Annotated in this window: 24 protein-coding genes and 1 pseudogene; 8 read left to right on the forward strand and 17 right to left on the reverse strand. The window is 70.9% G+C overall.

The window, feature by feature from the left end; genetic code table 11:
* Positions 1-840: GNAT family N-acetyltransferase (locus tag AC1DXK_RS21255; RefSeq protein ID WP_477298980.1), on the forward strand; the 840-nt coding region annotated here is incomplete at its 5' end.
* On the opposite strand, the gene AC1DXK_RS21260 is transcribed toward AC1DXK_RS21255, so the two are convergent.
* From AC1DXK_RS21260 to AC1DXK_RS21290, 7 genes and pseudogenes are all read right to left on the reverse strand, one after another.
* Positions 776-1,132: a hypothetical protein gene (locus AC1DXK_RS21260; RefSeq protein WP_457107437.1), complete on the reverse strand. Its 357-nt coding sequence runs from the start codon at positions 1,130-1,132 to the stop codon at positions 776-778. The genes AC1DXK_RS21255 and AC1DXK_RS21260 overlap by 65 nt on opposite strands.
* 18 nt (positions 1,133-1,150) lie before the next feature.
* Positions 1,151-1,378, reverse strand: a complete 228-nt coding sequence (locus tag AC1DXK_RS21265; protein WP_020091174.1) for a hypothetical protein — start codon at positions 1,376-1,378, stop codon at positions 1,151-1,153.
* Between the two features lie 166 nt (positions 1,379-1,544).
* The gene (locus AC1DXK_RS21270) at positions 1,545-1,760 is read right to left on the reverse strand and encodes a helix-turn-helix domain-containing protein (protein WP_457107438.1); all 216 of its coding nucleotides are present in this window, start codon (positions 1,758-1,760) and stop codon (positions 1,545-1,547) included.
* Between the two features lie 12 nt (positions 1,761-1,772).
* On the reverse strand, positions 1,773-2,582 hold the full coding sequence (locus AC1DXK_RS21275; protein ID WP_477298982.1) for an AraC-like ligand-binding domain-containing protein: 810 nt from the start codon (positions 2,580-2,582) through the stop codon (positions 1,773-1,775).
* Positions 2,583-3,196: 614 nt separating this feature from the next.
* Positions 3,197-4,188 (reverse strand): annotated as a pseudogene (locus AC1DXK_RS21280) (protein adenylyltransferase SelO family protein).
* A gap of 315 nt (positions 4,189-4,503) precedes the next feature.
* Entirely contained in the window at positions 4,504-4,884 is a 381-nt protein-coding gene (locus AC1DXK_RS21285; protein WP_457107440.1) for a nuclear transport factor 2 family protein, read from the reverse strand.
* 188 nt (positions 4,885-5,072) lie between these two features.
* Complete coding sequence (locus AC1DXK_RS21290) at positions 5,073-5,543, reverse strand: tRNA (cytidine(34)-2'-O)-methyltransferase (protein WP_457107441.1); 471 nt, start codon at positions 5,541-5,543, stop codon at positions 5,073-5,075.
* A 176-nt stretch (positions 5,544-5,719) separates the two neighbouring features.
* Between AC1DXK_RS21290 and AC1DXK_RS21295 the strand changes: the two genes are divergently transcribed.
* Positions 5,720-6,223, forward strand: coding sequence for a PRC-barrel domain-containing protein (locus tag AC1DXK_RS21295; protein WP_457107442.1), 504 nt, complete (start codon positions 5,720-5,722; stop codon positions 6,221-6,223).
* 105 nt (positions 6,224-6,328) lie between these two features.
* Complete coding sequence (locus AC1DXK_RS21300) at positions 6,329-6,910, forward strand: SCO family protein (protein WP_457107443.1); 582 nt, start codon at positions 6,329-6,331, stop codon at positions 6,908-6,910.
* A gap of 27 nt (positions 6,911-6,937) precedes the next feature.
* Here the strand turns inward: AC1DXK_RS21300 and AC1DXK_RS21305 are convergent, their stop codons facing one another.
* Together AC1DXK_RS21305 and AC1DXK_RS21310 are read right to left on the reverse strand one after the other, a co-directional pair.
* On the reverse strand, positions 6,938-7,576 hold the full coding sequence (locus tag AC1DXK_RS21305) for a PilZ domain-containing protein (protein ID WP_457107444.1): 639 nt from the start codon (positions 7,574-7,576) through the stop codon (positions 6,938-6,940).
* 219 nt (positions 7,577-7,795) lie between these two features.
* Positions 7,796-8,395, reverse strand: coding sequence for a PAS domain-containing protein (locus tag AC1DXK_RS21310; RefSeq protein ID WP_457107445.1), 600 nt, complete (start codon positions 8,393-8,395; stop codon positions 7,796-7,798).
* A 351-nt stretch (positions 8,396-8,746) separates the two neighbouring features.
* Between AC1DXK_RS21310 and AC1DXK_RS21315 the strand changes: the two genes are divergently transcribed.
* Together AC1DXK_RS21315 and AC1DXK_RS21320 are read left to right on the forward strand one after the other, a co-directional pair.
* Positions 8,747-9,568 (forward strand): rhomboid family intramembrane serine protease, encoded by an 822-nt coding sequence (locus AC1DXK_RS21315; RefSeq protein ID WP_477298986.1) that lies wholly within the window; start codon positions 8,747-8,749, stop codon positions 9,566-9,568.
* A 131-nt stretch (positions 9,569-9,699) separates the two neighbouring features.
* Positions 9,700-10,131, forward strand: coding sequence for a CBS domain-containing protein (locus AC1DXK_RS21320; RefSeq protein ID WP_457107447.1), 432 nt, complete (start codon positions 9,700-9,702; stop codon positions 10,129-10,131).
* Positions 10,132-10,456: 325 nt separating this feature from the next.
* Here the strand turns inward: AC1DXK_RS21320 and AC1DXK_RS21325 are convergent, their stop codons facing one another.
* From AC1DXK_RS21325 to folE, 4 genes are all read right to left on the reverse strand, one after another.
* Complete coding sequence (locus tag AC1DXK_RS21325) at positions 10,457-12,028, reverse strand: alkaline phosphatase D family protein (RefSeq protein WP_477298988.1); 1,572 nt, start codon at positions 12,026-12,028, stop codon at positions 10,457-10,459.
* Between the two features lie 88 nt (positions 12,029-12,116).
* The gene (locus AC1DXK_RS21330) at positions 12,117-13,100 is read right to left on the reverse strand and encodes a patatin-like phospholipase family protein (protein WP_457107449.1); all 984 of its coding nucleotides are present in this window, start codon (positions 13,098-13,100) and stop codon (positions 12,117-12,119) included.
* Complete coding sequence (gene hisI, locus AC1DXK_RS21335; protein WP_457107450.1) at positions 13,097-13,519, reverse strand: phosphoribosyl-AMP cyclohydrolase; 423 nt, start codon at positions 13,517-13,519, stop codon at positions 13,097-13,099. Before hisI ends, AC1DXK_RS21330 begins: the two co-directional genes overlap by 4 nt.
* 40 nt (positions 13,520-13,559) lie before the next feature.
* The gene (gene folE / locus AC1DXK_RS21340; RefSeq protein WP_457107451.1) at positions 13,560-14,378 is read right to left on the reverse strand and encodes a GTP cyclohydrolase I FolE; all 819 of its coding nucleotides are present in this window, start codon (positions 14,376-14,378) and stop codon (positions 13,560-13,562) included.
* A gap of 229 nt (positions 14,379-14,607) precedes the next feature.
* Here folE and AC1DXK_RS21345 point away from each other — a divergent pair, with 229 nt between their 5' ends.
* Positions 14,608-15,051 carry an iron-sulfur cluster assembly scaffold protein gene (locus AC1DXK_RS21345; protein WP_457107452.1) on the forward strand — a complete coding sequence of 148 codons (444 nt, stop codon included), beginning with the start codon at positions 14,608-14,610 and terminating at the stop codon, positions 15,049-15,051.
* A 4-nt stretch (positions 15,052-15,055) separates the two neighbouring features.
* On the forward strand, positions 15,056-15,397 hold the full coding sequence (yidD, locus tag AC1DXK_RS21350; protein ID WP_457107453.1) for a membrane protein insertion efficiency factor YidD: 342 nt from the start codon (positions 15,056-15,058) through the stop codon (positions 15,395-15,397).
* A 198-nt stretch (positions 15,398-15,595) separates the two neighbouring features.
* Here yidD and AC1DXK_RS21355 read toward each other — a convergent pair whose 3' ends face one another.
* Positions 15,596-15,901, reverse strand: a complete 306-nt coding sequence (locus tag AC1DXK_RS21355) for a DUF2934 domain-containing protein (RefSeq protein ID WP_457107454.1) — start codon at positions 15,899-15,901, stop codon at positions 15,596-15,598.
* A 10-nt stretch (positions 15,902-15,911) separates the two neighbouring features.
* The gene (locus AC1DXK_RS21360) at positions 15,912-16,082 is read right to left on the reverse strand and encodes a DUF3606 domain-containing protein (RefSeq protein WP_457107455.1); all 171 of its coding nucleotides are present in this window, start codon (positions 16,080-16,082) and stop codon (positions 15,912-15,914) included.
* A 402-nt stretch (positions 16,083-16,484) separates the two neighbouring features.
* On the opposite strand from AC1DXK_RS21360, the gene uraD reads away from it, so the two are divergent.
* Positions 16,485-16,994, forward strand: a complete 510-nt coding sequence (uraD, locus tag AC1DXK_RS21365) for a 2-oxo-4-hydroxy-4-carboxy-5-ureidoimidazoline decarboxylase (RefSeq protein WP_457107456.1) — start codon at positions 16,485-16,487, stop codon at positions 16,992-16,994.
* A 25-nt stretch (positions 16,995-17,019) separates the two neighbouring features.
* Here the strand turns inward: uraD and AC1DXK_RS21370 are convergent, their stop codons facing one another.
* Together AC1DXK_RS21370 and AC1DXK_RS21375 are read right to left on the reverse strand one after the other, a co-directional pair.
* A complete protein-coding gene (locus AC1DXK_RS21370; RefSeq protein WP_457107457.1) occupies positions 17,020-18,213 on the reverse strand; it encodes a methyl-accepting chemotaxis protein in 1,194 nt (397 codons plus the stop codon).
* A 221-nt stretch (positions 18,214-18,434) separates the two neighbouring features.
* Entirely contained in the window at positions 18,435-21,452 is a 3,018-nt protein-coding gene (locus tag AC1DXK_RS21375) for an Rne/Rng family ribonuclease (protein ID WP_457107458.1), read from the reverse strand.
* Positions 21,453-21,469: the final 17 nt, after the last annotated feature.

The raw sequence follows: 21,469 nt of genomic DNA on the forward strand, positions 1-21,469 counted from the left end.
CTGGCGGGGCTGCTCGCCGCGCCGGGCGCCCTCGGCCTGCCGCCGCGCCTCCTCCTGCCGAACGCTCCGACCGGCGGTGCCCTGGCGGAGCGCCTCGCGGCGCATGGCGGGCGCCGCGCCGCCTACTGGCCGCACGACCGCGGCCTGCTCGACCTGACCGGGCTCGGGCCGGAGGCGCGGGCCTCCTATCTCGGGCACCTCTCCGGTCAGCGCCGCCGCAAGCTGCGCCGCGCCCGCGCGCGCCTCGAGGCGGCGGGGCCCGTGACCTTCGAGATCCTCGCCGCGCCCGAATCCCTCGGCCCGGCCCTCGACGCCCACGTCGACCTGGAGGCCGCCGGCTGGAAGGGTCAGGCCGGCACGAGCCTGGCGCAGCGGCCGGCGGAGATCGCCTTCCTGCGCGCCGCCCTGGCCGATCTCGGCGCCGCGGACGGCGTGCGCATCGCCCGCCTGTGCCGCGGGGAGCGTCTCCTGGCCTCCCTGGTCCTGCCGGTGACCGGCCGGGAGGCCTGGGTCCTGAAGATCGCCAACGACGAGACCCGGCCCGAGACCGCGCCGGGCATCCAGCTCGTCCACCGGCTGACCGAGGCGGTGGCCGCAGGCGACTGGCCGGTCGACCGGATCGATTCCTGCGCGCCGCCGGATTTCGCCCTCGGGACCACCTTCTGGACGGAGCGCCGGCCGATCGCCCATCTCCTGGTCGAGGCGGGGCGCGATCCCCTGTTCCCGGTCGCCCGGATCCTGGAGCGGGCCCGGGAGCGCGTCGCCCGGGCGCGCCTCACCATCCGAAGCGGGCGATCTGCTCCAGCCGCCCCCGCGTCGCCGCCGCGTCGCGGCCCATGACGGCGATCCGCCCGGACAGGGCGTAGCAGGTCGCGCAGAACGGCAGCTGCAGCAGCGTGTACCCGTCGTCGCGGGCCCGGGCGACGGAGGCGATCAGGCAGGGCAGGACCGGCCCGTCCGGCGGCCCGTCGAGGCAGTCGGCCCGGGGGCTGCCGAAGGCCGGCCGGTTCGGCCAGGTCAGCAACAGCGTGGTGCCACCCCGGCGGTCGGGGGCCGGCGGCAGCGTGTAGCTGCGCAGGAACAGCGCACAGGCCGCGAGCAGCAGGACCGGCAGGATCAGGGCAGTGCGCATCGGCGGTGTCCGCGTGCCTCAATCCCCCGCGTCGAAGCGCGTGCGATAGAACACCTCGCGGCCGGCACCGTCGATCACCCGGACGGCCTCGGCCGGCTCGCCCGAGCGTTGCGGCACCCGCGCGCGGGCGAACAGGCGCAGAGCCCGCTCCTGCGCACTCTCCAGGCTGCCGACCCGCACGGAGATCCGCGTCTGGATCTCGTCCGGCTCCGGTCCAAGGACTTCGATGTGGAAGGTCTCGCGCAAGGGCATCCGCCTGATCGAGGGGCATCCGGGCGCCGGACCGCGTGGTCCGGCCGCGGGCGCCATAGCACGATCCGACTTCCGGCGCCGCGGTCGCCGGCCGCCCTCGATCAACACGGTCTGCAGACGTTTCGGAAGGCGACCCAGGGACGCGCCGACGCCCTTGCGGTCAACCCAGCCCCTGAATCGGCGCCGGTCGCCCCCGGGGCCGCGCATCGGGCGCGTTCTGCCGGGACGCCAGCCGGAACTCCGTTGGCGTCAGGCCGTGGCGCTCCTTGAAGCGGCGGGCGAAGTGGGCCTGGCTGGCGAAGCCGGTTCCGTAGGCCAGCATGCCGATCGACAGGTGGGCGCAAGCGGGATCGGTCAGGCGCTTGGCCGCGACCACCAGGCGGCGCTCTCAGATGTAGTCGGAGATGTGCCGGCCGTGCTCGTGGAACAGTTCCTGAAGGCGGCGCAGCGACACGCCGACTGCGGCGGCGAGCCGTGGCGGGTCGAGGGTCTGATCATTCAGGTTTGCCTCGATATAAGCTTTGGCGCGTTGAACCGTGACGGCACCGTGGGTGGAGCGCGGCACCTCCTGCGCGAGCCGCTCCGCAAGGCTCGCCACGATCAGGTCGATCCCGATCGACGCCATGCGCGCGGCTGCCTCGGGGGTGAGCTGGTCACCCACCCGGACAAGCTCTCGGAAATAGGTACTTGTCAGCTTCGTGGAGGCGAGATCCGCGCTAATTGTGAGAGCGCTGAACAGCCTGGACGGACCCAGAACGTTTTCCAGGCGCTCACGCGGCAGATCCAGCAACAGCGAACTGTTCTTGTCCATCATGCAGACGGTCGGACGCGCATTGAGGACGACGAGATCACCGGGCCGGGTCTTCGCCTCCTGGTCGCACTGCTGATAGGTAGCGTTCCCGGAAAGCCTCAGGATGGCATAGACTTTATTGTCCCGACGGCTCCGCCGGACCATGTCGGCTGTCGCTTCCGTCCGCAGGTCTGTGTAGGCGAGGTGCGAGATCGGTACGGCGCCGATACTGGTGACCTCAAGCTTGCCCCGGAAGTGGCCGGCGTCATCGATCTGCAACGCGGCGGGTGCCAAGCGTTCGCAGACCATTTCCCCCCAACGTCGGAACGCAATCTTGGAATGGACTTCATCGGTCGAGAAAAACGGTTTCATTCGTGTTTCAGAGCGGGAGCCGAAGAGATAATACATTTCTATAGGTTGATTGTCCATAAGATTTAATTTTCGTGCGGTCGATGATCGCAAAATAATTTATATAAAGATCATATTGAGGGGATATAAAATTTGATTTTGGCAAAAGATTCAGCGCAGCTATATTATTTTGTATTTATCAGTATTAATTGTGGCTCGAGTCATTCTGGCCCGTATCTCAGATCGCCTCTCGCGTTAAACACGAGAAAGTGATCTTGTCCCAGTCTGAACGTACCCTGCGGGTCGGCCCGAGAGGTTGTGAAGGGGTACACGGTCCAGATCCGCGACACTCGCCGAACGGAACTCCGCGCTGGCGAACTTCCAATCCTGGGGCGGAATGATCCCGGCACGCCGGTCGGCCTCCGGGACGGTGCGGATTCGGAGAGAGCCGGTCATCCCCGGGCTTCGAGGAAGGACCGGACGTCTGTCTTGGAACCGAGTCCGATTGCCTCGCAACCGCCCGCGGCCCTATGTGGCCTCACGCATCAGGAGACACCAACGGAGAATCCCGTGGACCCGCTCAAGGCCGCCGCCGCGACGCTTCTCTGCCTCGCCCTGTTCTGGCTGGCCTTCCGGCTGACCCGGCGCCTGGTCGACCTCGCCATCGCGGGGGGCTATGCCGAGGAGCGTCGGCGGCTCGCCGAGGAAGAGGCCGCTCTGGCCGAGGCGGGCGACATCCCGCAGGCCTCGGCCATCCGGGCGACCCCTGCGAGCTTGGTCTCGAACAGGGATCCGTCATCCGCCGCGGCGATCGGCGCCCACAACGCCTCCACCTCGTCGATCAGGAGCATGCAGGGCGCCTCCGCGAAGTAAGGATGGTCGAGCCGCGCGCCCGGGGGAGGCGCGAGGGGCTCCAGCGCGGCCCGAACCGGCGCGAAGACCTCGGACCTGTACGGCGCGGCGGCCGGTCCCGCCTCCGCCCGCCTGGCGCTGGCGAGGCCCCCGTACCAGTCGAGGGAGAACCGCTCGAAGGGTGCCCGCGTCTCGGCGAAGAACCGCCGAGATTAGCCGCTCGGTCTCCGGCTGCGGCGCCGCGGCGAGGCCCAGCCGGCGGAACAGGGCCTCGGCGAACGCCGCCTGCAGGGCCGGGCCGAAGCCCGAGAGGGCGGATCCGAGGCGCGAGCGCCAGCGTCAGCAGGCAGTCGGCGAGCCGGGCGAGGTCCCAGGACAGGGCCTCCGGCTGGCGGCCGAAGCTGTAGAGCCCGGTCTCGTCGAAATAGGCCGCCGTGAAGTCCGGGTCGATATGCTCCAGGAAGCGTCAAGGGCCGTAATCGAAGCTCTCGCCGGTGACATTGATGTTGTCGCTGTGGAGCAGGCCGTGGACGAAGACGGCCGCCGCACATTGCGCGCCCATCGGGGCGATCCGGGCGACCACGTCCTCCAGGTGTGCCGAGGTCGAGGAGGCGCCCGTCCATGCGGTCATGCAGCTGCGCGAACAGGAAGCCGCGGCCGCCGCCGAAAGGCCGCCGAGGCCGCCCCGCCCCGCCCAGGCCTGATTGCGGTAGCGCAGGATCGTCTGCGGGAAGCGGGCCGGGGTGACCGGATCGAAGAAGGCAGGCCCGAGATCCGCGTGGCGCCGGGAGGGCTTGAAGGCGGTGTCGTCCATGCGGCGCGTCTCTCGGGTCTGATCGGGTGTGATCCCTCTCTGACCAAACCCTCGAGACGGGATCCATTGCCGCGGTCCGGCTCGCGCGCGGAAGGCGGCGGTGCGGCCTCCGGCGTGGCGCCACGGGCGCATGAGGCTGCGCGCGCAGGTGCGCTCGGCGACAGGGCTGTCAGCGTCCGAGCGTGTGCACCCGCTCAGCTTGGCCGTGCGAAGGTTGGGACAGGGTGGATATCTGCTCGTCTGCTGTCGCCCGCCGGATCCGGAAAGCGGACCTTCGCTTCTCGGCGGTTCCCGCTGCCCGCCCGAGGCTCGAAGTCAGACCATTCGCTCAACCCACTGCGAACGTGACTCTCCCGGGGCGAATGGATCGCCGAAATATTGCGTTTCCCGAACGACTTTCCCGTCACGAAACTCCATGATGCTCACCGTGTAGGACGGCTTGCCGTCATACATGAGCACGTACTCCGTCACCCACAGATCTCCAGAGCCGACGATCCGTCGCACGGCAAAACGTTTCTTGTTGGGTTGCGCCGTACGAGACGCCTGGATGTTACGGCGCCCACTGATGCGCTCGCCGGATTGAGGATATTCAAGCACGGCGTCGTCGCGATAGATCCGGTGCTCTTCCTCGAAATCATCAGCGTCAGAGGCGGCCCAATGCCGGTCGAGAGCGTGTTTGATCTCCTGATCGTTCATGGAGGACCTCCCTCGTCTTTTTTAGCTTTACGCGCGCTTCGAGCGGCCTGCTATGGAAGCACGCGCAGTCAGCCGCAGAGACCGCAGCGCGACGCACGCCTGCTTTGGAGCCTCGGGCAAGCCACGGCCAACGTCGTTTCTGAGTCGAAACCCGTCGGTCGAGCGGCCAAGCTGGCCGCGTTCGGAATCTAAATCCCCGGCCGCGACGGCCCGCCTACCTGCCGCAGGGCCTCGCCGACGATCATCGCGGCCGCCACCGCGACGTTGAGGGAGCGCAGGCCCGGACGGATCGGCACCACGATCCGGGCGTCCGCCGCCGCATGCACCGCCTCCGGCACGCCGGCGGATTCGCGCCCGACCATCAGGCAATCGCCCGGGCGGAAGGCGAAGTCCGTGTAGGGCAGGGCGCCGGCCGTCGTGGCGAGGACGAGCCGGATCCCGGCCTCCGCCCGCCACCCCTCGAAGGCCGCGAAGGCGCGGTGCCGGGTAATCGCCACGTGGTCGAGATAGTCGAGGCCGGAGCGGCGCAGGTGCCGGTCCGAGACATCGAAGCCCGCCGGCTCCACGATCTCCACCGCCAGACCCAGGCAGGCCGCCATGCGCAGCATCGTGCCGGTGTTCTGGGGGATGTCGGGCTGGTAGAGGGCGAGATGCAGCATGGCCCGGGCCTTGTGGGGGCCGGGCGCCGCGCCGTCAAAGGCCTCGGGGCCGACGCTCAGCCCGCAAACCGCCGCGCCGCCGCGTCGCCCGGTGAGACGGCACGGAACTTAAGCCCCGCCGGAACCTTGAGGCGGCGCCACCCTCGTTCGCGGCCCCGTCCGAAAGACCTGCTCCGATGCGCCTCCCGCTCCTCGCCTCGGCCCTCCTGCTGGCCGGCCTCGCCACCGCCTCGGCGCAGACGGACGGCACCAAGCCGGACGGCGGCGGCGCAGCGACCCCGGTCCCCGCCGCGCCCGCCACCATGGCCGACAGCCTGCGGCCGACCTTCGTGGCCCAGGCCCCCGACGACATGGTGGCCAGCAAGCTGATCGGCTCGAGCGTCGTCAACGGCGCCAACGAGACGATCGGGCAGATCGCCGACTTCGTCCTCGACCAGAAGGGTGCCGTGAAGGCCTGGATCATCGGGGTCGGCGGGTTCCTGGGGATCGGCTCGAAATACGTCGCGGTCGATCCGTCCGTTCTCAAGCTCGACCGCACCGACGACAAGACCCTTCAGGCGCGCATCGACACGACCAAGGACCAGCTCCGCGCCGCGCCGGAATACGTCTATCTCGGCAAGGAGCCGCCCAAGGGCGCCGCTCCGGCCAGCCCCGCCGGGGAGCCGGCGCAGAAGCCGTAGCGGCCCGCGCCGGCGCGACCCCGGTTTGCCGGCGGCACCACGCCGGCTTGCCTCCGCGCGTCGTTGTGTGCTGTGCCGGCCCCTCCGGAGGTCGGAAACCCGTCCATGCGCCGCGCCCTGATCCCGCTCCTCGCCTTCTGCCTCGGTCTCCTCGGCCTCACCGGGGCGGCGGTGTTCGCGTTCCTGCCCGAGAAGGCGCCGGTCGGCGTGCCCGGAGTCGGCGGCCCGTTCACCCTGGTGGATCAGGACGGGCGCACCGTCACCGAGCGGGACTTCGCCGGCGCGACGCACCTTGTGTTCTTCGGCTTCACCCACTGCCCGGACGTGTGCCCGACCACCCTGCAGCAGATCTCGGACGTGCTGGTCGCCCTCGGACCGAAGGGCAAGGCGCTGCGGGTCGCATTCATCACCGTCGATCCCGAGCGCGACGATCCGGCGAGCCTGAAGACCTATCTGTCGAGCTTCGACCCGCGCATCACCGGCCTCACCGGCAGCCCCGATCAGGTCACCGCGGCCGAGAAGGCGTACCGCGCCTTCGCCCGCAAGGTTCCCGGCAAGGACGGCGACTATACGATGGAGCACACCGCGCTGGTCTACATCATGGACGCCCAGAACCGCTTTCTCGGCGCCCTCGACCTGAACCGGCCGGCGCAGGACGTCGCCGCACAGCTCGCCAGGAAGGTCTGATCGACCAAGGGCCGCATGCACGATGCCCTACAGCGTCATCCCGGCATGGAAGCGGTCGGGGGAGAGCGGCAGCAGGAACTGCACGCCGAAGCCGCCCTCGAAGTAGCGAACCAGCCGCCCCGGCGTGCTGCCCACCGTGACGGCGGCACCGAGCGGCACCGGCACAAGGCAGGAGATCGCGACGCCCGACATCGAGATGTCGATGAGGCGCGCCTTGATCTCGCGGCCGCTCTCGAGGCGCAAGGTCACCGCCGTATTGGTCGGCACGAGGCGCTCGTGCGAGCGGCCCTCCGGCAGGCCCAGCATCTCGCGGTTGGCGAGCCAGGTGAGCTGGGAAGAGAGTTTGTCGCGCTTGCGCGGCGTGGCGTTGAGCTGGACCGCGAAACCGTCCGCGCAGGTACGGGCGATCACGCCCTCGATCCGGCCGATATGCTCGAGGTAGAGCACCACGCGCTCGCCGATCTCGCCCTGCACCGCGCAGGTCAGCCGCACGCCGCCCGGCGACATGTCCACCGTCTGACAGGGAAATTCCCGCCGGTCGGCCAGCATGAATCGGCCGAGCACGGCGACCCGCACGCGCTGGTGGCGCCGCTGGTCGGCCGCACCGCGTGCCGGCTCGAGCGCCCCATGTCGATCCATTCCGGCGGCTGCCTCGACCGCGATCATTCCGAGATTAGTCCTACGCCAGGATGAGGGCCGGTGCAGACTAGCCTGGGACTGTTACGAAACCCTTTTTTCCTGCTTCAGCCTGTATCGACCCTGTAGAAGCATTCACTATCGGGTTCAGCTGCGCCGGGCGTGATTGACTTGCGCACCGAAGACTTTTTCGGGCGCCGGCGGCCCTTCGATCGGCAGGACCGTCATGATCCCGTACGAATACAGTGTTCAAACGCGACCGCCGGCGTGGACCAGGAGGTGGCCGTGGCGCACCGGCCCGGGATAGCCGGCGCTCGTGCGCACGGCGGCGCGGGCGGGCGGCATCGCCTCTGGCCGGCGGCTGGGGAGGATCCGCAGGGAGGCGGTCTCGGCCTGCACGAGGGGGCGCAGGCCGAGCCAGTGCGGCGCGCCGTCGAGGCTCAGGGTCCCGAGGGCGCGGACCTGCGTTCGGCCGCGATGGCGCAGGGGCAGGAGCAGGAGTTCGAGGTCCGCCGCCTCGCCGGCGGCGTTGAGGCCCCGCAGGCCTGCCACGACCCCCAGGGTGTCGCTGGCGACGATCTCCACGATCCGCCAGGGGTCCGGCGCCTGCGAGCCCCACAGTCGGGCGAAGGGCTCGCCCTTCAGTTCCCGGCCGTACAGGGCGCAGACCCGCGTACCCGCGAGCCGGATGGTCGCGGAGCGCGCGGGCATGTCGAGTTCCAGGATCAGACTGTCGGCGAGAAGGTGCCGGATTTCCCCCGGCTCGATCTCGGCGCGCTCCGGCGCGGCCCGTTCTCCGCGCAGGCGCTCCCAGTAGGCATGGAGCATGCGGCTGGTGGGATGCTTCATCGGTGTCCCGATTCTCAACGCCTGTGGTTCATCCCCGGATCATTCCGGCACATCCACACGGGTGTGGCCGGCCGATCCGGGCGCTCACCGCGTCTGAGCGCACGGGCCGTGCCGGCCGTGAGCGCCCCGCCCATCGCCGCTCCGGGAGGCGATTCGCCGCCGGGGCGTACCGCGTCGCTGCCGGCGAGACAATCGCCGGGCCGCCCGCAGCAGGCCGACGGTCGTCGCGAATGAGCGGTCACGGCGGTGTATTCAGGCCTTCGGAAGACCGGCGACACCGTCGGATCTTCGCGAGCTTCAATACGTCGCCGGGGCTTGCCCCGCCGCCCCGCGCCCCGACATGGTGGCGCGATGGATGCCTCCCCCGAATTCCCGCGGCAGAGCCGCGTGCCCGTCTTCAACATGCCGGGTGTTGTCACCCTCGTGATCGGGTTGCTGCTGGCGATCCAGGCGGTCCGCGAGTTCCTGCTGCCGGACACCTGGGACATCCGCCTCGTCCTCGATCTCGCCCTGGTCCCGGCACGCTGGACCGTCTGGTTCGATCCCGGCCGGGCCTCCGAGGTGATCCGCGCGGCTGCCGACACGGGCGATCCGAGCCTGGAGGCGGCCCGCGAGGCTTTCGCCCGCTACATCGTCGGCGAGCACGCGCTCCAGCCCTGGACACTCGTCACCTACGCGCTGCTGCACGGCTCGTGGATGCACGTGATCTTCAACAGCGTCTGGCTCGCGGCCTTCGGGGCGCCGGTGGCGCGCCGTTGCGGCGCCCTGCGCTGGACCRTGCTCGCCCTGGCCGGCACGGCGGCCGGCGGCCTGCTCCACATCCTGATCGATCCCCTGAGCGCGGGGCCGCTGGTCGGCGCCTCCGCGGGGATCTCGGCCCTGATGGCGGCGGCCGCCCGCTTCGTGTTTCAGCCGCCGGTCTCCGGTTACGGCGTTCCGGCCTGGCAGGTGCCGCCGCACCGACCCGCCGAGACGATCCCCGAATTGCTGCGCAACCGGACGGCGGTCTCGTTCCTGGTGATCTGGCTCCTGACCAACCTGCTCTTCGGCCTCGTCAGCATGCCGCTGGTTGGCGAGAACGCCGCGATCGCCTGGGACGCGCATCTGGGCGGCTTCATTGCGGGATTCCTGCTGTTTCCCCTCGTCGATCCGCGGGAGCCGCGCCGGCACTGAGCACCTTGCCAATCGGACGGATCGGTCACACACTCGCCACAATGTGAAGGAGCCGGGGCCTACCCGGACGGCAGCGCAGCACGGGCGCCGTGGGCTGGCGGCGCATCGGACGCGTCACAAGGGAGAGAGCCATGAACGTCGCACGCATCCTCGCCGAGAAGGGCAGCTCCGTCGTCACCGTGAGCCCCCAGAAGACCCTCGAGGAGGTGATCCAGATCCTCGCCGACAAGCGGATCGGCGCCCTGGTGGTGGCCCATGACGACGGGTCGGTGGCCGGCATCATCTCCGAGCGGGACATCATGCGGGCGCTGGCCGGCCATGGGGGCTCGGCCTTCGACGCGCCGGTCTCCGCCCACATGACCGGGAACGTCACCACCTGCGGGCGGAGCACGACGATCGAGGAGGTCATGACGCTGATGACCGAGGGCCGCTTCCGCCACGTGCCGGTCTGCGAGGACGGACGGCTGATCGGTCTCGTCTCCATCGGCGACGTGGTGGCGCGCAAGATCGCCACCGTCGAGGCCGAGCACCAGGCCCTGCGCGACTACATCACGATGGCGTAGCGGCGGGCTGCGGCTCTCCCTCCCCACGAGGGCTACGAGCTGGGCTATGCAGGTCTGAGGTCTCAGCAGGCCCATCCGCCAGCCTGAAGTGGCGCGGGTCCCCTCTCCCGTGCGGGAGCGGGACAGGGTGAGGGACGAGAACTTTCAGAACGAGGCGCGCCTTGTCGGCGCATCAGCACCGTGCTCCATCTGGAGACTTCTCCTCCCTCACCCCAACCCTCTCCCGCTCGGGAGAGGGGGCCTGTTGCGCCCCTACATCAACGGTGCGCCCCAAACCTGCATCGCCCGCAGCCACCAGGGGGAGAGGAGGGAGGTTTGTCCGCCCTCAGGCCTTCACGGGATCGAGCGTGACGTGCCAGAGGTCGGCGTCGGCCGCGTCCTTGAGGGTCACGGTCATCTGCTCGGTGGCGCCGTCCACCGCCACGTGCCCGAAGAACTGGTAGCCCGCCGCCGGCGACAGGTTCACCTGCCCCTTGTCGGGCGCCTTCACGAAGCGCAAATGCGGCCCGAACGTGTTGTCGAGGGCGTTCGGCCCGAACGTGCCCGCGTGCAGCGGACCAGAGACGAACTCCCAGAACGGGTCGAAATCCTGGAACTGCGCCTTGTCGGGGTCGTAGTAATGGGCGGCCGTGTAGTGCACGTCGGCCGTCAGCCAGACCGTGTTGCGGACCCCCGCGCTCTTGATGAAGCGCAGCAGGTCGGCGATCTCCAGTTCGCGCCCGAGGGGCGGCCCGTCGCCCTGCGCCACCGCCTCCGAGCCGAAGTTGCGGTCGACGTCGTAGGTCACCACGAGGCCGAGGGGCATGTCGGCGGCGATCACCTTCCAGGTGGCGCGGGATTCGAGCAGCGCCCGCTTCAGCCACGCGATCTGCTGCGGCCCGAGGAAGTAGGCGTCCGGCCCGTAGGCCGCCTGCCGGTTCTCGCCGTTCGGCCCCCGGTAGGAGCGCATGTCGAGCATGAACACGTCGACCAGCGGGCCGTAGCCGATCTTGCGGTAGACCCGGCCGGGCTCGGCCGGCTCGAAGCGCATCGGCATGTATTCGTGGAACGCCTTCGCCGCCCGCAGCTGCAGGGCCAGGACGTTCGGGTCCGTGTACTTCTTCTTGAGGTGCTCGGCTCGGGTGAGGGGCTCGCCCGGCCACCAGTTGTTGGTGACCTCGTGGTCGTCCCACTGCGCGAGGATCGGCACGGCGGCGTTCATCGCCAGCACGTTCCGGTCGGTGAGATTGTATTTGTGGCGGCCCCGGAACTCCGCGAGCGTCTCGGCGGGCTTGGCCACCTCCTCGGTGACCCGGTTGCGCCATAGGCTGCCGTCGGGGAGCGTCACCTCGGACTGGATCGGCCCGTCGGCGTAGATCGTGTCGCCGGAATGGATGAAGAAGTCCGGCCGGTTCTTCAGGATGGCGGAATAGATCGTCATGCCGCCGCGGGCCTCATCGATGCCCCAGCCCTGGCCCGCCGTGTCGCCCGACCAGCAGAATGACACCGAGCGCCGGTCCGCCGGCGCGGTGCGGAACCGCCCGACCTGAGCCGGCCCGACGATCGTCGGCGCGGCGACGTCCGCGAGGCGGACACGGTAGAACACGTCCTGCCCGGCCGGAAGCCCGGTCAGCGCCACCTTCACGGTGCCGTCGGTCTCCGGCAGGGCATGGGCGAAGACGCCGCCGCGGATGTCGGAAAAGCTCTCGGTGGTCGCCCACTCGATGATCGCCCGGGCGGGCCGGTCGGAGCGTGCCCAGACCACCGCCGAGTCGGTGCCGACATCGCCCGACTGGAGGCCGTGGGTCAGGATCGGCCGGTCGGCGGCACGGCTCAGGCCGGGCCGTCCGAGGCCGGAGGCGAGACCGACGAGGCCCGCGCCTCCGGACAGAAGGATCTGACGGCGACTCGTAGACATTGGAAGCCCTCCAGCGTGCCGGGGGCCATGGCAGGTGGGCGCGACAGCCGGATGACGGGCGGGGCCGCCGGATCCCGTCCCGGCAACCTCATGCCCGCGCCGCGGCCCCTTCCAGCACGGCGTGGATCCGGGGCAGGGCGGCCCGGGCGGCCCGGTGCCCGAGGGCGATGCCCTCCGCGGCGCGGTGGAAATCGAACAGCCCGAAGGCGCCGAGATCCGGGCCGATGGCCACGTCCGGCGGGTCGCGCTCCAGCCGCGCCCGCGAGATCCGGTCCTGGGTGGTGTTGAAGGCGTCGAGCACCACCCGGGCGATGCCCGGCACGGCGATCTCAGGCTCCGCGCGCTCGAAGCCAGGCAGGCGCCCGCGGACCAGCTGCAGGAAGCCCCGGCGCGGGGCCGGATGCGGCGCCTCGCGCACGACCGGGCCGCCGGTGTCGCCGTTGAGGTTCACGCAGATGACCAGGTCGGCGCCGAGCGACCGGGCGAGCGCCACCGGCACCGGGTTGACCAGGGTCCCGTCCATCAGCACGCGGCCCGCGTGGGCGACGGGCGGGAACAGGCCGGGGATCGCGTAGGAGGCGCGCACCGCGTCCACCGCCGGCCCCTCGGTGAGGCTGACCTCGTCGCCCGTGCCGTACTCGGTGGCGACGCAGCCGAAGCGGATCGGCAGGGTCTCGATGCGGCGCGCACCGAGATCCGCGGCGAGCCGCTGGCGCAGGCGGTTGCCGGCGATCAGGCCGGAGCCTGGCAGCCGCGGGTCGATGAGCCCGACCACCCGGCGCCGGGTCAGCGCCCGGGCGAAGGCTTCGAGCCGGTCGAGGCGCCCCGCCGCGTAGCAGGCGCCGACCACCGCGCCGATGGAGCAGCCCGCCACCACGGTGGGATGGATGCCGCCTTCCTCCAAGGCACGGATGACCCCGATATGCGCCCAGCCCCGGGCCGAGCCGCCGCCAAGCGCGAGGCCGACCCGCGGGCCGGCGCTGGGCGGCGGCCGGACCGGCTCCACGGTGCCGGGCAGGAAATGGGAGACGGCGGGACACTCTTGCCAGCGCGTGGCAAGGGTCGGGCTCATGTCCCGGCGGCCTTCAGGGCGACCTGGCCGTCCGCCTCCCGGACGACGCTGCGATAGAAGCAGTCCCGGCGGCCGGTGTGGCAGCAGCCGCCATCGCCGCCGACATCGACGCGGATCAGCAGCGCGTCCTGGTCGCAATCGACCCGCATCTCGACGATGCGCTGGATCTGGCCGCTGGTCGCGCCCTTGTGCCAGAGTTCCTGGCGCGAGCGCGACCAGTACCAGGCCTCGCCGGTCTCGAGGGTGCGCGCCAGCGACTCGGCGTTCATGTGGGCGAGCATCAGGACCTGCCCGTCCCGCGCGTCCACGGCGATGCAGGCGACGAGCCCGTCGCGGTCGAAGCGGGGCGTGAAGGCCGCGCCCTCCTCGACCTCGGCGCGGGGGCCGGGGGGATCGAAAGCGATGTCGCGCGCGGTCATGGCGTGGCGGACGGGTCCCCGACTCTGGGCGTGCAGTAGACTACTTGGCGCCGCCGCGCGCCAGGGTCAGGAAGCGGACCTGCTCGTTGGCATTGTCCTTGAAGACGCCGCGGAACTGGCTGGTGATGGTGGAGACGCCGGCCTTCTGGACGCCGCGCATCGCCATGCAGAGATGCTCGGCCTCCACCATCACGGCGACGCCGCGGGGCTTGAGGATGCTCTCGATCACGTCGGCGATCTGGGCGGTCATCGTCTCCTGCGTCTGCAGGCGGCGGGCGAAGGTGTCGACCACGCGGGCGAGCTTCGACAGGCCGACCACGCCCTGGGTCGGGTAATAGGCGATGTGGGCGAGGCCCATGAACGGCACCATGTGGTGCTCGCAATGCGAGTGGAACGGGATGTCGCGCACCAGCACGATGTCCGAGTAGCCCTCGACCTCCTCGAAGACGCGCTCCAACAGCTTCTCAGCATCGATCCCGTAGCCGCCGAACAGCTGCTCGTAGGCCTTGGTGACCCGGGCCGGGGTGTCGAGCAGGCCCTCGCGGGTCGGATCGTCGCCGGCCCAGCGCAGGAGCGTGCGCACGGCGGCCTCGGCCTCCGCGCGGCTCGGGCGGCCGGTCTCGATCCCGTCCGGGACGCGGGTGGCGGAGGACGGCTCCGGTGCGATCTCCACGGGACGGCCGTCATCCACGGGCCGGATGTCACTGCGCATGCCGTTCAGCCCTTGCCCGTCGATCGCCTTCCGGTCGAAACCCTGGCCGTCGCTCTGATAGGACAGGGATTTGAGCGCGGCATCCATGGCATCTCCGGCCCGCGCGATGCGGGACTTCATCGGGGTGCTGTCGGGCTTGGCATACATCGTCGGATCGCGTCGGGCGTTCGAGGGAAGATCCCGAGCTCGAAAGGGATTCAAGCCGGCGCCCCGGGATGGCTGCAGCCGTGGGAACCACCGTGGCCGTGGGCGCGACCCTGGTCGACGGCCCGCCTCCTCGCGAAGTGGCCGCAGGGGGCCTATATCATCGTTCGCGGGGCAACGCGCAATGCGCGATGCGTCCCGATGGGATTTGTGCCTCCGAGCCGAGGACCCGATGCTCGACGACATCTACAACCGCCGTATCCTGGAACTCGCCGCCGACATCCCCCGGCTCGGCCGGCTGGAGAACGCGGATGCGAGCGCCACCGCCCATTCCCGCCTGTGCGGCTCCACCGTGACGGTCGACCTCGTGCTGGGCGATGACGGCCGGGTCGCCGATTTCGCACACGAGGTCCGGGCCTGCGCCCTCGGTCAGGCCTCGTCGTCCCTGATGGGCCGGCACGTCGTCGGTGCCAGCGCGGAGGAGCTGCGCGGCGTCCGCGAGACCATGCGGGCCATGCTCAAGGAGAACGGCCCGGCGCCCGACGGGACCTGGGCGGACCTCGCGGTGCTGGAACCGGTGCGGGACTTCAAGGCGCGCCACGCCTCGACACTCCTGACCTTCGACGCGGTGGTGGACGCCCTCGACCAGATCGCCGCCAAGCGGCAGGCCGCCTGAGGGCATGGTCCGGCGTGCCGCCCATGGGGCGATCCGCCTCTACCAGCTGACCCTGTCGGGCCTGATCGGCCGTCAGTGCCGCCACTGGCCGAGCTGCTCCGAATACACCGACACGGCCATCGCCCGGCACGGGCTCTGGCCGGGCGGCTGGATGGGACTGGCCCGGATCTGCCGCTGTGGACCCCTCGGCACCCACGGCATCGACCTTGTCCCGGAGTGTATTCCCGCGGGAGCGGCGTGGTACCGGCCCTGGGCTTACGCGCGCTGGCGCGGCGTCGAGGCGCCACCTTCCCCGTTCGCCTGCGAGGCGACGGGGGAGGAATCGCGGACCGATGCACGCGGATGACCCGGTGGTCCTGATCGGCTTCCTGTGAAACCGGCGCGCTCCGAGATCGGAGCGAAGCGCTCGGCCTGCTTTCGAAGTCGCCGTTCGCCGCACCGTCTCCGACCCGCATCCTCGGTTGAGGACGTGGGTCGGAGGGGGCTCTGCCCCTCTGTCGGGCCTTTACGTGGGAGGTCCGGGGGCACCGCTGCGGATGCTGCCTTACGACACCCGCGTCCCGCCGTTCGGCAGCGTCGGTGCCGCGACCGCCTTCCGGCGATCCCGTTCCTTGCGCAATTCCCGCTCGGCTAGAAGCCAGAACTCGATCTCGAATCCCTCTGGTCGGTGGTTGCGTTCCCACAGCTCGTAGGCGCGTTCCCGGATCTCCTCGAACGTGATGGCATCCGCCGATCGGGCGGGAGGCCGGGGGACGGTATCGTTCGACCCGCAGGCGGGCTCGGAGGCGTGCGACTGTGGCGCCGTCGCCGGAGGTTCAGGGGACGGTCGGAAATCGGGGGGGACGTCCACGACGACGCCCTCAGGAGGCCGGCTTGTCGAGATAGGCGGCCACGCTGGTGATCCGGCTCCCCACCATGGTCACCGCCTTGCGAAGCCGCGCCTCGCTGACGCCGAAGCGCTGCGCCCACTCCTCGCGGATGGCGCGATCGTAGATATCGATATGCGTCTTGCCTCTGGCCTCGGTGGACATGCTGCGCCCGCTCCAGTTCGCTGTGAGCCTCGGCCGTGCCGGGCTGTCTGCGAAGACAACCGGGGTCGACGCCTTCGGTTGCCGCCGGTCGCGCGCCGGGATGCGGGCCGCTCGAGGGGAGGGCGAGGCGCGGCGGGACCTGCATGAGGCAGGCTCCGATCGCCGTCACGAGTACCGGTCCGATCCCCGGCCCGGCCTTGCGCCGCCGCGCGTCGTGGGGGACCTTCGGGCGGAGAGATCGCGCCTGCCGCGCGCGGCGCGCCACACCCTGCGACAGGAGCCAGCCTTTGAAGCCCTCTGACCCCACGCCCCGCGCCCCGTCGGCCGCGTTGACCCGGCGCCCGCCGTCGGCGGCCTTCCGCCGGTCCTGGGGCCGCGCATGCCGTCGGATCGGCTGAGTCCGTGACCGATCTCGCCGCTCTCAATCGCTTGGAGGCGCCGGCCTTCGAGGCGCTCCTCGGATCCGTCTTCGAGCACGCGCCCTGGGTGGCGCGGGCCGCCTGGCCCCGGCGGCCCTTCGCCGGGATCGCGGACCTGCACGCGGCGATGATGGCGGCCCTGCGCGCCGCCCCCGTCGAGACTCGCCATGCGTTCCTCAACGGCCATCCGGATCTCGCCGGGCCGGAAGCACGCGCCCGCAGCCTCACGGCGGATTCGGCGAGCGAGCAGGGGAGCGCCGGCCTCGACCGCATGACCGCGGACGATGCGGAGGCCTTCGATCGCCTGAACGCCGCCTATCGGGCGCGCTTCGGCTTCCCCTTCATCATCGCGGTGCGCGGCCGGGGGCGGGCCGAGATCCTATCGATCTTCGAGACCCGGCTCGGCCGGGATCCGGCGGTCGAGGAGGCGGCCGCGCTGGACGAGGTTGCCCGGATCACCCGCATGCGCCTGGACCGCCTCGTCACGCCTTGAGGCGGCCCGGCGAGGCGGCGGATCCTCAGGCTTCGATCGCCGCCCGGGCTTCCTTGACGGCCGCCTCGAACGCGACGAACGCCGTGGTGGCCTGGTCCCAGGCTTGGCTGCGCACGTGGCGGACCAGGGCGGCGCCCTGCTCACGGGCCTGGGCCAGTGGCACCTCGATGGCGGCCGGTCGTGTCGCGTCGGCGGGGACCCCCTCGGGCGGCGTGTCGGTCGAGCGCATGCCGACCAGGGTCGCCGCGATGGCGCGGCGCCACGCGGCGCAGTCGGCCGAGAGACGGATCACGCGCTGTTCCGCCGTGGCGGCGGTCTGACGGTCGAGTAGGGTCCGCCCGAGATCCTCGATGCGTCCAAGCTGCGCCAGGGCGTCACCGATTTCCCGGCGCGCCTTGTCGGTCCCTTCCGCGATGCGGCCGACATTCTGGGCGATGTCGCCAGTGGCCTGCATCTGCTGACCGAGGATCTCGGAGGCCTCGCGCATCTGCGCGGCGACATTCGCCACGGCACCGCTCTCCGCCTCGACGCGGGCATTGGCCCGCACCATCGCGGCGGCGCCGGCCTCGACGGCGGCGCGGCTGCGCGTCACCGCGGCCTGCATCGCCGCCATCTCCTCGCGAAGGCCGCTGACCCGCGCCCGGATCTCATCGGTCGCCTTCGCGGTCTGCGCCGACAGGGTCTTCACCTCGGCGGCGACCACCGCGAAGCCGCGGCCGGCCTCTCCGGCCCGGGCCGCCTCGATGGTGGCATTGAGCGCCAGCAGGTTGGTCTGTGCCGAGATCGCCGCGATGGTGCCGGCCATCTCCTCGATCCGCAGGGCTGCGGTCGAGAAGCTGTCGAGCCGGCTGCCGATCTCCTCCGTGCCTTCCTCGATCCCGCGCATGCCGTCGGTGGCCCGATGCAGGTCACCGACGCAGGTCACGATGCCCGACCGGGCCGTCTCGGCGGTCTCGGCCGCCGAGGAGGAACGGGCGGCGATCTCGCCCGTCGTCGCGGCCAGTTCCTCGCTGGCGGCCGCAATCAGGCGGGCCTGCTCGGCGGTTCCGGAGGCGTCGTGGGTCATCCAGCCGATCGAGGTGCCGGCATCGGAGGCAGAGGCGGACAGGCGCGCCAGAAGGGACAGCCACTCGCGGTCGAAGACCGCCTCAGGCGCGGAATGCCCGGCCGTATCGGCCGGCGCGACCGCTGACGCTTCGACCGGAGCCGTCGTCGTCACGGGGGTTGCTGGCGCGACAGGAATCTGACGCTGCCGGCGCAAACTGAACATGCGGGCCTCTCCGACATTCTAATCGGAATGCATGGTCACACATAATCTTCAACCAATGGTGAAGGATACTGAAGTCTCTTCGCAAGCGTTGCAGCGCATCGCCGCTGCGCAGGGCGCCTTCGGTGGGAAGTTGCGCCCCCTGATAGAGTTCTATCAGGGGGCGCAATGCTTCATTCGCCGGTGAGAGCCGCCTTGGTGCGGGACCACCAGCCGGCGCGCTTGGGCCGATCCGGATCGGCAGGCGGCGTGAGCACGACCGCCACGGGCTCGGGTTTCGGCTCTGCGGGGGCGGGCGCCTCCTCCGGCGATGCGGTCCAATCCGGCGCGGCTGCGCGCTCCTCGACCGGCGCGGCAGTCTCCGCCGGGGCCACCGGCAGGTCCACCGCCGTCTCGGCGCTGCCTGTTGCCGGGGCCGCCTCCACCGCCTCGGCGACCGCCTGCGCGCTTACCGGCTCCTCGGCCGACAGCGCGACCACGTCGCCCACCGCTTCCGGGGCATCGTCCCTGTCGGCGGAGTCGCGGGTGCGGCCTTCGCTGCGCCCGCGCCCGCCACGTCGTCCGCGGCGACGGCGGCGTCCGCCCTCGTCGTCCGCCCGGGACGCCTCGTCGGAGCCCGCCACGGTCTCGTCGGCCTCGTTGGCCTCCGCCGCGACGATCTCTACCGGGGCGGCCTCGGCCCCGGCCGGCTCCTCGCCGTCCCACGCCTCGTCCTGGGCATCCTCCTCCGAGCGTGCGCCGTCCTGGGGCTCGTCCTCGCCGCGCTCCTCGTCGGTACGGCCCTCCTGGCGACCCCCGCGCCGGCGGCGGCGCCGGCGGCGGCGGCGGCCATCGCCCTCGTCGCGCGATCCGTCCTCGCGGGTCTCGGCGCGGCCCTCCTCGGGCTCACCCTCGGCATCCGCCTCGGCCTCGGCCTCGGCCTCGTCGGCTTCCTCGTCCTCGTCCTCGAACTCCGTGGTCGGCGAGATCGCCTGGGCGCGCACGCCCGTCACCGGTCCCTCGGCCCGCTGTGCCGGCTCGCCGCGGTCCAGCTGGAACGCCGCCGTTGCGGCCAGTCGCTCGTCGGCCGCGATCGTGATGGTCACCCCGAAGCGCACCTCCAGCTCTCGCAGGTGCCCGCGCTTCTGGTTGAGGATGTAGAGGGCGACCTCGGTGCGGGTGCGCAGGACGAGGTTGTGGGAGGCCGACTTCAGCAGCGCCTCCTCGATGGAGCGCAGGATGTGCAGGGCCACCGAGGCGGTGGCGCGCACGAAGCCCGAGCCGCCGCAATGGGCACAGGGGATCGAGGAGGATTCAAGGACGCCGGTGCGGATGCGCTGACGGCTCATCTCCATCAGGCCGAAGGGCGAGATCCGGCCCACCTGGATGCGGGCGCGGTCGTTCTTCAGGCACTCGTTGAGCTTCTTCTCGACGGCGCGGTTGTTGCGCTTCTCCTCCATGTCGATGAAGTCGATGACGATCAGGCCCGCGAGGTCGCGCAGGCGCAGCTGGCGGGCGACCTCCTCGGCCGCCTCCAGGTTCGTCTTGAGGGCGGTGTCCTCGATGTCGTGCTCGCGGGTGGCGCGGCCCGAGTTCACGTCGATCGAGACCAGGGCCTCGGTCGGGTTGATCACGAGGTAGCCGCCGGACTTCAGGGAGACGTGGCTGGAGAACATCGCGTCGAGCTGCTGCTCGACCCCGAAGCGGGCGAAGATCGGCGTCGGGTCGCGGTAGGGCTTCACGACCTTGGACTGGCCGGGCATCAGCATCCGCATGAAGTCCTTGGCCTCGCGGTAGGCGTCATCGCCGGCGACCAGAACCTCGTCCAGATCCTTGTTGTAGAGGTCGCGGATCGCCCGCTTGATCAGCGAGCCTTCCTCGTAGACCAGCGCGGGCGCCATCGAGGTCAGGGTCAGCTCGCGGACCGACTCCCAGAGGCGCATCAGGTATTCGAAGTCGCGGGCGATCTCCGGCTTGGAACGCGACGCGCCGGCGGTGCGCAGGATCACGCCCATCCCCTCGGGCACCTCCAGGTCCTGCACGACCTCCTTGAGGCGCTTGCGATCGGCCGCCGAGGTGATCTTCCGCGAGATGCCGCCGCCGCGGCCGGTGTTGGGCATCAGCACCGAGTAGCGGCCGGCGAGCGACAGGTAGGTGGTCAGCGCCGCACCCTTCGTGCCGCGCTCCTCCTTGACCACCTGCACCAGGATGATCTGGCGGCGCTTGATCACCTCCTGGATCTTGTACTGGCGGCGGTAGTGGCGAGGGCGCTCCGGGATCTCGGCAAGCGCGTCGCCGTTGCCGCCGACCTGGGCGATCCGGGGCTCGGCGTCGGGATCGTCGGAATCCTCGTCGGAATCCTCATCCTCGTCGGACTCGTCCTCGTCGTCCTCCGACTCGTCCTCATCCTCGTCGTCGTCGGACTCCTCGTCCGCCTCGTCTTCCGCATCCTCGTCGGGGTCGTCGTCGTTGACGACGGCCGGCGCGGACTCATCCTCGGTGTCGGCTACGCTCTCCGCCGGCGCTTCGGCGACGGTCAGAGCCTCCGCCACGGCGATCCGGACCTCGGGCTCGGCGGCAGCCTCGGACTGCGCCTCGGCCGAAGGAAGGCTGCCGGCCTCGTCGTCGGCGTCGGCGGCCGGCAGCGGCTCGTTCTGCGCCGCGGCGATGTCACCGGCCTCAATCTCGGAGGCGAGAGCCTCCTGCACGGCCTCGGGGTTGTCGGCCAGGGCGTCGGGCATGCCGGCGGGGGCGATCCCGGCCTCGGCGGGGATCTCGGACTGATCGCCCGCCAGGGCGGCCTCGTGCGCGTCCTCGACGCTCACCGTCTCGTCGGTGTCACGGGCGCGGGCCTCGGCCCGGCGGCCGCGGGAGCGGCGGGGCGAGCGGCGACGGCGCTCTTCGCGCTCGCGGTGCTCCTCCGCGTCGCGGGCCTCCTCCTCGAGGAGCGCCTGCCGGTCGGCCAGGGGGATCTGGTAGTAGTCGGGGTGGATCTCGTTGAAGGCCAGGAAGCCGTGGCGGTTGCCGCCATACTCGACGAAGGCCGCCTGGAGCGACGGCTCCACCCGGGTGACCTTGGCGAGATAGATATTGCCGCGCAGCTGGCGCCGGTTGGCGGCCTCGAAGTCGAACTCCTCGACCCTAGACCCCTGGACCGTGACGACCCGGGTCTCCTCCGGGTGCATCGCGTCGATCAGCATTTTGTTGGCCATGTCGGACTCTCGGCATG

This window comes from Methylobacterium sp. P3_A11, assembly GCF_056403155.1.